The organism is Bosea sp. NBC_00550 (assembly GCF_026020075.1).
Taxonomy (GTDB): domain Bacteria; phylum Pseudomonadota; class Alphaproteobacteria; order Rhizobiales; family Beijerinckiaceae; genus Allobosea.
Map to the genome: position 1 here is coordinate 263,626 of NZ_CP102773.1, position 11,895 is coordinate 275,520.

Consider the following 11,895-nt stretch of genomic DNA (forward strand, 5'->3'; position numbering starts at 1 on the left):
TGGCCCCTTGAAATTGAACGCGCGATGTCGGCGGGGCCAGTAATCCGTTACTGCTCCTTCTTGGACAGGTCCTGGAAGATGAGCTGACCCCAAGTGTGGCCGTGTGCGTGCACCAGTGCGCCACCCTGGTTGAGCTCTTCCAGCGGGTGCGAACCCGAGTTGTCTGGCCAAGGCTGACACCATCGTATCCTCGTCGTCGCTCGACAAAAGACGACCCGATGGCCCCCCTCGACGATCGGATCGGCAGCCAGGGTGGCAGCGACGAGGTGATTGAAACCTTTCACCAGCTTGGCGCCGGTGAATGACTTCGCCACGAAGGCGGAGGACGGGAGACCGTCCAGCTCTTCAGGGACTGGAAATGCGTTCATCGCGCATCCGGAAGCCCTATCGGGCGGAAGACGTCGTCGCCGCCCTGAGGAAGCCGCCTAGCATCGGGCAGCGATGTGAGGCTTAGCCATGTCTGTCCCCCTCCGCGCCTCGCCGCTTGCGCGTAAATGAAATCGCGGTGGTACGACCGGCTAGGGCTGTCTCTGCGGGGAGCCGTGCCGATCCGCAAGCACGGCTATTTGACCGAAGAGAATGCTGTCGGAGCGAGAATCTGGCTCGCGATGTTGGCGACGATCTGGCCGTCCGCTTCTGACTTGTCGCGCGCCTCGTGCCATTCCGGGTCGGCCACGAACGCACCCCATTTCTTCTCACGCTCGGCGAGGGACTCCCATGCCAGTAAGTAGGTCAGTTCCTGGTGGGACTCGCCGATTAGCGTGGTGAAGAATCCGGCTTGGCGGATGCCATGCTTCTCCCAGATCATCAGCGTGGCAGTCTCGAACCGCTTCAGTAATGCCGGCAGGTGGCCAGGTACGCAGCGATACTGGCGCAATTCGTAGATCATTCTCGTTTCCTTTTCTGGCAGGTCCATCTTACTGGCGTCATCCCATACCCGACTACGTCGCCATCGGGAGGACCGTGCCCTTCGCGAACTCTCCCGCAGCGATACCGATCGGCTGCTGAGTCGCTGGGTAGCCGCTATAGGGCGCGAGATTGAATAGCGTTTTCGCACCCACGTTCAAGGCTCGATGATTGCTACCAACACGCGGGTCGGGCTCGTCATCGTTCGCGTTGGGGAAACTGCGATTGGATAAATCGAGAGGGGCTCCCGCAGTCCCCTGTGTGGTAGGCAGCCTGGGTCCGGACGCCCTATCGTACTCCCCGCTAACTTTCGTCAAACGTCCGCTCCGCGCCCAACGCGAAGGCATCCGACGATACCAATACCGAACTCCTTAGGTTACCCTCCGACCACGGTGCGATGTCTGCGAAAAGCTAAATCAATCAGGCAGCTTAGACGCGCCTCAGCGCTCCATTATCTTCACCCCCAATTCGAGCCAGCAAATTCTTTTCGGTTTCGGGCAACAATGTTCGCCCGAGGCGGTTAGGTCTAATGCAGACCTTGAAAGTGTATGCCATGTCAAAGCTCGTCGTTTTGGTCGTTGAAGATGAAGCATTGATCCGCCTGGTCGCGGTGGACTTCATTGAAGAGGCGGGCTTTGAGGCTGTTGAGGCTGCCCATGCTGAAAAGCCATCGCAATTCTTAAGTCACGCGACGACATTGCCCCCATCGTAATTGTGGTGGCCAGCGGACGTGTCATCCCCAATCAGGGACAGCTGCCTTCCGACGTGCGCCACATTAGAAACCATACAGCTCGAAAGAGGTTATCGCCGCGCTGAGTGCCGCGGCGTGACCCAGCCCGACGAAATCTGGATTGAGACGGAAGCCGACTACGACATCGCCCTCATGGGGGTTGCGCAGCTGATCGAATGCGATCCTGACAGCCCGGAAGAAGAGGAGCTGAACGCACTGCTCAAAGCCATCGAAGCCTGGGGTACCCAGCCTATGCCACCCCAGCCGCTGACTTGACTACGAAGGAGCCGATTTACCCCGTCCTCGACACATGGGGCGCGCCCCATAGGTAGAAAGAGCAAACATGAAACACACGTCCGTTCTGGCGCTCTTACTTTTTGCGTCAATTAACACCGCCGTCGCCCAGACTGCCGGGCCGACGACGGCTGCACCTTCCGAAAAGCCTGCATCGCCAGAGCTGGCGTCCTGCAAGGCAGCAGCGCTTCGCACACTTTCAACAAGTGACCCTGACATTAAAGATATCTATTTCGACGAGGACGGTATGACGATAGCGACCTCCGAAACCAAAATTGAGGACATCGAGGTCAATCGAATTATCATGGGGCAGGCCTATCTTCGAACGGACAAGTCAGACAAACCGCGGGGCTTTCTTTGCCTGATCGGTGATAAGAGCAAGGTGCTGCTGACGTTCTTTACCGCTAGATAGTACGCATCCCATTTTCCGGAGCATCCCGAAAAGTGCCCGGGAACAGCCCATTGGCCGACCTCAAGATCGTCGTCGGATGGTTACTGTCGTCGCGGAAAACTATGGCGAAAGCCGCGGTCGGCAAGGCCGGCGTCAGTTCAGCGGCGGTGGCCCAGCTACTAGGTAAGCCGCTGTAAGTCGAAAAGGGCCTCGCTCACAGAGCGAGGCCTGTTACGCTACACGCAGATACTACCAAGTTTGGCGATCGTACCAAGTGTCGACGTCGGCCTTCACTTGATCCTTAGCCAGGCCATAGCGCTCCTGGATCTTGCCCTCGAGCTGATCGCGCTTACCGGCGATCACGTCCAGATCATCGTCAGTGAGATCGCCCCACTGCTCTTTGATCTTGCCCTTGATCTGCTTCCAATTACCTTCGACGCGGTTCCAATCCATCGGATCTCTCCTTGGTTTTGACTAATACCTACTCAACGCCCAGGGACACCGTTTGTTCGGAGGGCCGCTCAGATTTTGAGGAATGGATCAGGCAGCGAGCGCGTGCTGACGTAATACGTCGTGCAAGGTGACCTCGCCGACGAGGCCGCCAGCGCTGACAGCGGTTTCGCCACGCTCGATTTCGTGTGCGAACCGGACCGCCGGATCCGCCTCCAGCTTCTCGAATAGCCGTTGGAGGCCGGGATAGTCGCGGCGATCGACGACATCGTGTTACTTGGTCACCGCGCGATTCCGATGAAATACGCGTCGGAAGACGTAGCGCGAAACGCTCTCACGGCTTCTTTTTCCCGGCGATTTCCATATCCCAGATTCGAAACGCCTGAGCCATCTGGTTGAGCTCGAGCGGCATCTCGACAGGAACCGAGGCGATCAATGCCTCGTATTCCTCCCGACCGAACTCCGCCAATGTCTTCTGGCTCGCGGCGGGCGCGGCCGAGAGCGGCACGTTCTTCACGGCTGGACCTGGATATAGGTAGCCCTCGTCATAGGCGAGCGCCTGCTGTTCGGGTGAAAGCATAAACGACACCAGATCGAGGATGACCGCCATTCGCTCGGGCGCGACGCCGGCGGGTACGGCGACGAAATGCGCGTCTGCGATGAAATGCGACCCCTTGAGTGCGATCGTCTTGGCCTCCTTCGGCACTATGCCCAGCGCGCGCGGGTTGATGTCCCATCCCATTGTCGAGGTGATCATGTCGCGGGAGCCGTCGCCCAGCTCCTTCATCGTCACGGCGGTGCCGGTCGGGTAATACTCGATGAAGTTATTGAGCTCGCGCAGATAGGCCCACGTCTTGTCCCAGCCCTTGGCAGGGTCCTTTGGATCGGTGTCCTTGAGCAGATAGGGCAAGGCCATGAGGAAGCCGCGCGCCGGTCCCGAATTCGACGGCCGGGCGTAGAAGAAGCGGTTCGGGTTCTGCCGGCACCAGTCGAGCAGTTCGGCCGTGGTGGTCGGGGGCGATTTCACCCGGTCGGGCATATATTCGAGCAGGGGGCCCGACGGCGTGAAGGCAATGCAGACGCCCTGTCCCTGGGTGACGGCCTGCATGCGCTGGACGTCAGGGGCATAGATGTCGGCGAGTTTGGGCAGCGCCGCGGCATGGTCGGGAAACAGCTTCGTCCAGACCTGCTGCTCCGCGCCCGCGGAAATCGCGTCGGTGCCGACCAAGGCGATGTCGATGTCGACGCGGTTGGCCGCCTGCTGGGCCTTGAGCTTCCCGGGCAGCTCGGGCGAGGGCGCCTTGGTGAAGACGAAGCGGCCGACGAGGTCGGGCCTCGCCTTGCGGTAGTTTTCGAAGACGGGCTGCGTCAAAGCCAGACTTCCGGCTGCGTCGATGACGGATATCGTCAGGGGCGATGCCGGCTTCGGGACCTGCCCGCGGGCGCCGTGGGCCGAAGCGGCAAATGCGGTCGCGGCCGCCAATCCGCCGACGAAACGGCGCCGATCGATCTCGTTAGTCATCTCTTCCCTCTTGGTTTGTTTTGTTTCTTGCGTTGTCGCCTGCGCTGGCCCGCGCCTACGGGCGCTTGCCAAATCTCTCGAAGCTCGCAGCCAGCGGCGTGGTTCCCGCGCCGGGCTGCTGCGGCAGCGCATAGAGGCCGCCCTCCACCCGGATCGGCTCCTGGAAATGGTCCTTGATCCAGGGAATGTACTCGAGGATCGTCGAGGCCGGATGCCAGTAGGACAGGTGCACATGCACTTGGCTCATCTCGCCGGCATGGGGCACGACCGGCAAGCGATGCGCGTGGGCGAGGTTGGCGACCTGGATGTATTCGGTGATGCCCGCGAGCCTTGTTACATCAGGCTGGACGTACGTCAGCGCGCCGGCTGCGAGAAAGGTTTTGAAGGCATCGAGCGTGTAAAGCTGCTCGCCGAGCGCAATCGGGATCGAGGTCGAGCGGGCAAGCGCCGCGTGACCCGCCACATCATCGTACCAGAGTGGTTCCTCGAACCAGAAGATGTCTAGGGGCTCGACCTGCGCGCAGAAGCGGATGCAGGTCGGCAGATCCCATTTGCCGTTTCCGTCGATCGCCATCCGCACGCCTGGACCAATCGCCTTGCGGACGGCAGCGAGGCGATCGATGTCGATATTGGGATCGTCATGACCGACCTTGACCTTGATGCGGGTGAAGCCGTCGACCTCAACGGCCTTCTTCGCTTCCGAAAGCAGGGTTTCCCTTGAAAAGGACAACCAGCCCATATCGGTGTTATAGGCTTCTAGCGCCTTGACGCCCTGGCCCCCGAGGAATTTCCACAGCGGCAGCCTCGCCTGCTTCGCAGCGAGATCCCACAGGGCGACATCGACGGCCGCGAGCGCCAGATGCGTAATGCCGGCGCGCCCGACCCACTGCAGCGCAGGAGAGCGCGCAAGCTTCGTCCAGAGCCGCGAGCGGTCGTTGGCGTCCTCCCCGATCAGCAACGGCGCATAGGAGGTTCCGATGCAGGAGGTGATCAGGCGATCGGATGCGATATGGCCATGGGTGCCCGTGAAGCCGTAGCCCTCCAGCCCGTTATCCGTCCGAATACGTGTGCCGACGACACCCCAGTGGGTGATGCTGTGGGTGGAGTCCGAGATCGAGCTCTGCGTCAGTGGCAGGTGCAGGATGAACGGTTCGACGGCAACGATCTTCATGGGGGTGTTAAGTCCTGGAGGGGGACGGGCAAGCTCAGAAGCAACTGCGCGAGAAAGCTACGGGTGCGCTCATGGCGCGGCTTGAGAAGAACCCCTCCGGCGGCGCTTGGGACGTTTGTCGTTGTGATCCTCCGGCAAGGACCATAACCAGAGTCCTCGACAAAATAAAATAGAAAATTTTTTATTTTCAATATTGCATTATCTGCCCGCGCAGCGATCATAGCGATATGAACTCCGTCGTCCGCGCCACCTTGTCCGATCAGGCCTATGAAGAATTGCGCGCGCGCATCCTCTCCGGAGTTCTACCTGGCGGCAAACGACTCCTTCCCGAGGAACTCGCTCTCAGCCTTGCCATCAGCCAGACGCCCATTAAGGAGGCGCTGCTGCGGCTAGAGGCGGACGGTCTCGTCGTATCCGCGATGCGCAAGGGGGCAGTCGTGCGGCAATTCACCTTCGCAGATGTGGAGGAGCTCTACGAAGGGCGCATGCTGATCGAGCTCAACGCCGTAGGCCGCCTCTTCGAGCTACAGGCAGTGAGGACCGATCTGCTCGGCGAATTGTCGCGCTGCCTTGAGACGCATGAGTTCTACGCGCGGCGCGGCTCGCTCGACGACATCACCACCGCCCTCGTCCACGATCGCAAGTTCCACAGTGCCCTTATGGCGGCTGCCGGTAACAGGCTCATCTGCGAATGGCACCAGCGAATCCTAGGCCAGACCCATACCGTCTTCGTCTATCTGGCCGGTGATTACAGCCGCTCGGCCGACGAGCACCAAGATATCCTAGACGCGTTAAAGGTCGGCTCACCCGACCAAACTCGCGAAGCTCTGCGCCGGCATCTCCTGCACAGCCGCGACAACGCGCTCGAAAATGTCAGCCGCTCAATACTCAGCGAGACAACAGAGTCCTGATCGGGCCGCGTGCGCTCTGTCGCACATCCCGGAGAAATACGATGAACTATCTGGACTTTTCCGGCGCGCGCTCGCAGGCCGCAATTCGTCGAGGGCGGCATCGGCACGACAGCCTGGTCCTCCCTCTACCGTGTCGGCCACCTCGCGCAGGCAGCGCAATGGACACTCCTGCTCTCGCTGATCGCCTTTGCCGGCGGCGGGCTGCTCGGCGCCGGACTGACATTGTTGCCCGTCCCGATTTTCCCGCCCTTGCGCTGGATCATCGCCTATTTCGGGGTATCTCATCTCGGGTTCGGCTTGCGGGTAATCCTCGCAGCAGGGCTCGCGCTGACGCTCTGTGCGGCGGCCTTACTGACCGACATCTGGCGCGGCGCGATCGGGTCGGTCGGGTGCGGCCCATGGGAGGGAGCCGACGGGTTGGCTGCCCACGGCGATGCGGTTTGTCATCCTGCCGCGGGGGTTGCGGCTCGCAGTCCCCGACAGTCGGCTTTTCCGTGCAACTGGTGAAGAACATAGCGCTCGCCGCCGTCATCAGCTTCATTGAGCTGGCGCCCGACGGCGATTTCGGCCGAGAACCTCGCGCGCAGCGCGATTCTCGCCGGTGTCGATCCGCAAGAAGCCTATCTCCGCCACGGCAAGTTCTAAGGGGTTGCTCACGTGAGGATCACCGATATCGAGGTCCGCTGCTGCCAGCGCAAGCCTGAGCATTTTCAGGCTGCCGCCTTCCGCACGGGCGATTTCGGCAATTTCGAATTCCTGGTGGTGACGCTGAAGACCGACAGCGCCCTGTCGGCGACGACCTTCGGTTTCGCCGGCCGGTCCGCGCCCGGTGCTGGCCAGCTCATCGCCGACACCTTGCGGCCTTTCTTCATCGGACGCGATCCGCGCGATCGCGAAAAAGCCTGGCACGAGTTCCGAACTGCCGATCGCTGGTGGGGGCATCTGCCGATCTACGCCTATGGCCCCTTCGACACCGCACTCTGGCTGCTCAGCGCGCAAGCAGCCGGCCAGCCGCTCTACAAATATCTTGGCGCCTATCGCGATTCCGTTCCGGCCTATGGCAGCTCGATGATCCTGAAGGAGCCTAAGAACTACGCAGCCGAGGCGCTGCGGGCTCAGGCAGAAGGCCTGCGCGCCTACAAGCTCCACACGCCGGGCAACGATATCGAAGAAGATCTGGAGGCCCATCGGTTGGTGCGCGAGGCGGTCGGGGCGACATTTACGCTGATGTCGGACCCCGTCTCGACCTATAATCTCGAGCAGGCGATCCGCTTCGGTCGAGCACTGGAGAAGCTCGACTACTACTGGTTCGAAGAGCCGCTCTACGACGAGGATGTGCATTCGCTGCGCGAACTCAGCCGGACGCTGGAGATACCGATTGTTGGGACCGAAGTCCTCGCCAAACATCCCTACAGCATCGCCGAATGCATCGCGACACGCGTCGTCGATCGGGTCCGTGCCGACGTATCCTGGACCGGCGGCGTGACCGGCGTCATGAAGACCGCGCGGCTGGCGGAAGCCTTCGGCGTCAATTGCGAGGTCCACACCTCGATCTTCCACCCAATGGAGATCGTCAATCTGCACTGCTGCGCGGCGATGAAGAACTGCGATTATTTCGAGGTTCTCTATCCGATCGAGGGCTTCGCCTTTGGATTGAAGGAGAAACTGCCGATCAGCGACGGTCTGGCGACACTACCCACCCTGCCCGGTCTCGGCGTCGAGATCGATTGGGACGACGTCGATCGCATGACCGTCAAGATCGTTTGAGGTGAAATGAAAGCCCTCTCCATCGACCGCCCCAGTTCGATATCCTTCGCCGAACGAGGATGCTGATCCGCGCCAACACCAAGATCCTGATCGATGTAGGAGACCGCTTGTGACTGCATCCCACCCACTCGATATTTTCTCGCTGAAGGGACACCACGCGCTCGTTACTGGCGGCGGCAGCGGCCTGGGCCTGGGCATCGCGCGCTGCTTTGCAGCGGCCGGAGCCAGAGTAACGCTGGCAGGCACCAATGCGCAGAAGATAGAGAACGCAGCGGCAGATCTGGGCGGCGAGACTGGATCTTTACCATTCGACGTCACTCGCGTCGATCAGGCTGAAGCCTATGCCGAGGCGGTCATGCAGCGTTTCGGGCCGGTATCGATCCTGGTGAACAACGCCGGCAACACGATTAAAAAACCCATTGCGAATATGACACCAACCGACTTTAGGACGATCCTGGACGTGCATGTCCATGGTGCTTACGCTCTGTCGCGCGCCTTCCTCGCCCAGATCGAGCGAGCCGGGAACGGCTCGATCCTGTTCACGGCCTCGATGAGCTCCTTCCTCGGCATTCCCAACGTGATTGGCTATTCGGCGGCGAAGGCCGCCTATGTCGGAATGGTCCGGGCCATGGCGACCGAACTCGCGCCCCAGAAGGTCAGGGTCAATGGCGTCGCGCCGGGCTGGATCGACACGCCGCTGTTTCGGCAGGCAACCTCGACCGACCCTGCCCGAAAGGCCAAGATCGACGGCCGTATCCCGATGAAAAGCTATGGCACCGAAGCCGATATCGGCTGGGCGATGACGTATCTAGCGTCGGCAGCTGCAGCCTATGTCACCGGCCATATCATGGTAGTCGATGGCGGCGCACTACATGGATTCTAAGCAATTTCGAAAGCACCGATTTCTTTCAGGTCATCTGGACTTACGCCCTGAGGTCGCGATCGAGGGGGGGGCCGGGTTCGCTAGAGAGCGGTTTCCGGTCATTCTGGATCGTACCCAGCGGCTTTGAAGAAGTTTGAGCATTCGGCTCGCGAGAATAGCGGGATGATGTCTGCGATCCTGCTCCATAGATTGTCGCGCGTTCGCTCTGCTGTCTTGCGCAGCACGGCTTTCACCTTCGAGAAGGCGTTTTCGACCGGGTTGAAGTCGGGGCCGTAGGGCGGGAGGTAAAGCAGGCTCGCCCGGGGCCTCGATGGCCGCACGCACGCGCGCGCCCTCCGAAGTTGACCATGACGACTATGTCGCCGGGCTTCAACTCGGGCACGAGCACCTGATCGACATAGGCCTGGCGGCACGGTGGGGTTCTTCTTCAGCGAAAACCGTGACCTGCCGTCGGCCAAATGCTTCCTGCGGAAGGCACTTGCGCGCCATGGCAGACCGGATCGCATTTCATTGACACGACTTCACCACCCGCGCTGGCGCTTGATCATGTCCTTCTGCGCTTCTTTCTGCTGCTTCCAGTAGGATTTCTGATCGTGCCGCTGCATCTCGTTGAAGTCGCGGATACGCTCCTTGCGAGACGTCGAATTGCGATAATCGTTCCAGTCATAGTGGTTGTCGTGGACGAAATCGTCCTCGCCATCGTCGCGGAAGAGATCGCGCAGGAGCGAGCGGGCCGGCTCGACCAGCCCCGGCGCCTGAAGGCCGAGCACGGGCGATGCCGCAGAGGCCGAGCCCCGGAACACGGCCACCGCCAGAACTGGCAATGTCAACACCAGACCGAGCCGCATCAGGCTGTAAAAGCTCGTCATCGGACCCTCCCTATTGCTCGGACTGTCGGGTGAAGAGATGGGGCAGCTCCGGATTGATCCAACGCACCTGCGCAACCCGCCCGGTCACATCGCGCTCGAAGCGCATCTGGACAAAGGGCGTGTCACCGACGATCGCAACGATGGCCTCGTAGCCTCCTGCCGCGGTGATCCGTGCCTGGAACAGGTTCGGATCATCCTTGTGGGCCTCGAGGAGCATGCTCAGGTCGGTCCGGTCGAGCTTCATCTGCGGCTTGCCATCAGCCACCGAAACGACCGCGTCGCCAAGAACCGGCGACGCATAGGTCCCGAGAAGGGCGGCGATGTTGGCCGGCATCGGGCCGACAACGAACGCCGCCTGCTCCAGCTTCTCCTGCTCTCGCTGCTTCTTCGACGAGGCGGCCGCCAGCGCGATGTTGTCGACCGCAGGGTTGCCGAGCACCCGGTCGTAGAACCAGAGTCCAAGCGCATCGGCCAGGCTCGGGCCGCCGACATTGGTCAGGATTACGATGCCGGTTTTGGCGTCGGGCAGGAAGCCAACATGAGCGCCGAAGCCCGAGGTGCCGCCATTATGCCAGATCGCCCGACCGCGCGGCATCGCCATCGCAAGCCAGCCGACGGCGTAGCTCATACGCTCGTTCACCGCGACGCGCGGCGTCCAGGTGACGTCGAGATTCTCCTCGGAGACAATGACCTTCTCGCCGAAATGGCCGCGCCCGAGCTGGAGCCGCAGCCACTTTGCCATGTCCGGCACGTTGGAGTTGAACGCGCCCGCCGGTCCCAGCGCATAGGGGAAGGCAGGGTGGAACGGGATCGCGACCGGCTTGTCATCGAGCCTGTGGCCCATGGCACGGTTGGGCGCCTGCGCGATCGCCTCGGCCGTTGCTGTGGTGGAGGACATGCCGAGCGGGTCGAGCAGGGTCCGCTTCACCGATGCTGCCCAGGACTCGGCGCCATTGACCTTGGCGACGATTTCGCCGCCGGCCAGATGCGGGATGTTGAGATAGCGGAAATCGGAGCGGAAGATACCGGTCTGCGGCGCCACGCGCATCGAGCGGAACAGCGTCTCCTTGTCGAATCCGAGGAAGGCCAGCCCATCATTTACATAGGGCGTCAGGCCGCTGCGCTGGGCGGCGATGTCGAGGATACGGAAATCACGCGAGATGAACGGGTCGGATAGCTGGAAATCCGGAACGAAGTCGCTGGCATGGTCGGTCCATTTCAGCTTGCCGGCATCGACCGCCTGGGCCAGCGTCGTCGCGAAGAAGGCCTTGGTGGTCGAGCCGACCTGGAACATCGTGTCGGGCGTGACGGGATCGGGCTTGCCGGCCTCCTTGACACCGAAGGCCTTGCTGAAGATGAGCTTGTCGTCGAAGACGATGCCGATCGCGACGCCAGGGACCGACAAAGCGCTCATCCCCGCCGCGACCTGCTTGTCGAGATCGGGCAGCAGTGCCTCGATCGACGCCTGCGTCGGCAGTTGCGCCATCGCTGGCGCGACTGCAAGCGATGCAGTCAGAGCGAATCCTCCCAAGCTGAACAACCGGCAGATGCGACGACCCGGTGCGATGCCATGACCGCCTGCTGATACTTGCGACATGCGTCCTCCAAGCTCATGGCCATCGGTCATCTGGAGAGGTCTGACCCTGCAAGCTTGCGCCAAAGTATGGCGGCCAGCGATTGAAGTGCAAACGAAAGATTCCGTTTCGACGATCCTTGGTTGATCATTCCATAGCGAGACGACGGATTTCCATCGGCGATTGCCGAGCGCCCCGCGCCGACGCAGGAGGCAAGACAAGAATCCGTAAATTCAGGAATGGATTTCTTGTCTCGACGCAAGGATCAATGTTTGCCGTTGCGATGGACTTGTCGGATAACCAGTTAAATTTAAGATTTCATACAGTAGCTTAAACCAATTATCAAAGTCCCTCTCCTATCAACTTTCTCGTGAAGCTTGGGCTCACGGTCGATCTTTCGAAATCCTGAATGTCTGCGGCAGCTTCG

Annotated in this window: 13 protein-coding genes and 3 pseudogenes; 8 read left to right on the top strand and 8 right to left on the bottom strand. The window is 61.1% G+C overall.

Going from position 1 to position 11,895, the window contains the following annotated elements:
* Nucleotides 1-47: 47 nt before the first annotated feature.
* Nucleotides 48-350: pseudogene (locus NWE53_RS28235) on the bottom strand (NAD(P)-binding domain-containing protein); the annotation flags it as partial.
* A 212-nt stretch (nucleotides 351-562) separates the two neighbouring features.
* Entirely contained in the window at nucleotides 563-889 is a 327-nt protein-coding gene (locus NWE53_RS28240; RefSeq protein WP_265055516.1) for an NIPSNAP family protein, read from the bottom strand.
* 570 nt (nucleotides 890-1,459) lie between these two features.
* Between NWE53_RS28240 and NWE53_RS28245 the strand changes: the two genes are divergently transcribed.
* The 4 genes from NWE53_RS28245 (at nucleotide 1,460) to NWE53_RS28260 (ending at nucleotide 2,518) form a co-directional block, all read left to right on the top strand.
* A complete protein-coding gene (locus NWE53_RS28245) occupies nucleotides 1,460-1,618 on the top strand; it encodes a response regulator (RefSeq protein WP_265055517.1) in 159 nt (52 codons plus the stop codon).
* A 114-nt stretch (nucleotides 1,619-1,732) separates the two neighbouring features.
* Nucleotides 1,733-1,912, top strand: a complete 180-nt coding sequence (locus tag NWE53_RS28250; protein WP_265055518.1) for a hypothetical protein — start codon at nucleotides 1,733-1,735, stop codon at nucleotides 1,910-1,912.
* Between the two features lie 67 nt (nucleotides 1,913-1,979).
* Nucleotides 1,980-2,342, top strand: a complete 363-nt coding sequence (locus NWE53_RS28255; RefSeq protein WP_265055519.1) for a hypothetical protein — start codon at nucleotides 1,980-1,982, stop codon at nucleotides 2,340-2,342.
* Nucleotides 2,343-2,392: 50 nt separating this feature from the next.
* On the top strand, nucleotides 2,393-2,518 hold the full coding sequence (locus tag NWE53_RS28260; RefSeq protein WP_265055520.1) for a hypothetical protein: 126 nt from the start codon (nucleotides 2,393-2,395) through the stop codon (nucleotides 2,516-2,518).
* A 52-nt stretch (nucleotides 2,519-2,570) separates the two neighbouring features.
* Here the strand turns inward: NWE53_RS28260 and NWE53_RS28265 are convergent, their stop codons facing one another.
* From NWE53_RS28265 to NWE53_RS28275, 3 genes are all read right to left on the bottom strand, one after another.
* Nucleotides 2,571-2,774, bottom strand: coding sequence for a CsbD family protein (locus NWE53_RS28265; protein WP_265055521.1), 204 nt, complete (start codon nucleotides 2,772-2,774; stop codon nucleotides 2,571-2,573).
* A gap of 331 nt (nucleotides 2,775-3,105) precedes the next feature.
* Nucleotides 3,106-4,293, bottom strand: coding sequence for an extracellular solute-binding protein (locus NWE53_RS28270; protein ID WP_265055522.1), 1,188 nt, complete (start codon nucleotides 4,291-4,293; stop codon nucleotides 3,106-3,108).
* Nucleotides 4,294-4,348: 55 nt separating this feature from the next.
* Nucleotides 4,349-5,464, bottom strand: coding sequence for a mandelate racemase/muconate lactonizing enzyme family protein (locus NWE53_RS28275; protein ID WP_265055523.1), 1,116 nt, complete (start codon nucleotides 5,462-5,464; stop codon nucleotides 4,349-4,351).
* A gap of 227 nt (nucleotides 5,465-5,691) precedes the next feature.
* Between NWE53_RS28275 and NWE53_RS28280 the strand changes: the two genes are divergently transcribed.
* From NWE53_RS28280 to NWE53_RS28290, 3 genes are all read left to right on the top strand, one after another.
* Nucleotides 5,692-6,375, top strand: coding sequence for a GntR family transcriptional regulator (locus tag NWE53_RS28280; RefSeq protein ID WP_265055524.1), 684 nt, complete (start codon nucleotides 5,692-5,694; stop codon nucleotides 6,373-6,375).
* A 657-nt stretch (nucleotides 6,376-7,032) separates the two neighbouring features.
* Complete coding sequence (locus NWE53_RS28285; protein ID WP_265055525.1) at nucleotides 7,033-8,142, top strand: enolase C-terminal domain-like protein; 1,110 nt, start codon at nucleotides 7,033-7,035, stop codon at nucleotides 8,140-8,142.
* 109 nt (nucleotides 8,143-8,251) lie between these two features.
* Nucleotides 8,252-9,025, top strand: a complete 774-nt coding sequence (locus NWE53_RS28290) for an SDR family NAD(P)-dependent oxidoreductase (protein WP_265055526.1) — start codon at nucleotides 8,252-8,254, stop codon at nucleotides 9,023-9,025.
* A gap of 98 nt (nucleotides 9,026-9,123) precedes the next feature.
* Here NWE53_RS28290 and NWE53_RS28295 read toward each other — a convergent pair.
* A pseudogene (locus NWE53_RS28295) lies at nucleotides 9,124-9,431 on the bottom strand (transposase); the annotation flags it as partial.
* Between NWE53_RS28295 and NWE53_RS28300 the strand changes: the two are divergent.
* Nucleotides 9,431-9,532, top strand: a pseudogene (locus NWE53_RS28300) (IS6 family transposase); the annotation flags it as partial. The pseudogenes NWE53_RS28295 and NWE53_RS28300 sit on opposite strands and share 1 nt — an antisense overlap.
* A gap of 14 nt (nucleotides 9,533-9,546) precedes the next feature.
* Here the strand turns inward: NWE53_RS28300 and NWE53_RS28305 are convergent.
* Together NWE53_RS28305 and NWE53_RS28310 are read right to left on the bottom strand one after the other, a co-directional pair.
* Complete coding sequence (locus NWE53_RS28305; RefSeq protein WP_265055527.1) at nucleotides 9,547-9,894, bottom strand: hypothetical protein; 348 nt, start codon at nucleotides 9,892-9,894, stop codon at nucleotides 9,547-9,549.
* A gap of 10 nt (nucleotides 9,895-9,904) precedes the next feature.
* Nucleotides 9,905-11,380, bottom strand: coding sequence for a serine hydrolase domain-containing protein (locus tag NWE53_RS28310; RefSeq protein WP_265055528.1), 1,476 nt, complete (start codon nucleotides 11,378-11,380; stop codon nucleotides 9,905-9,907).
* Between the last annotated feature and the right edge of the window lie 515 nt (nucleotides 11,381-11,895).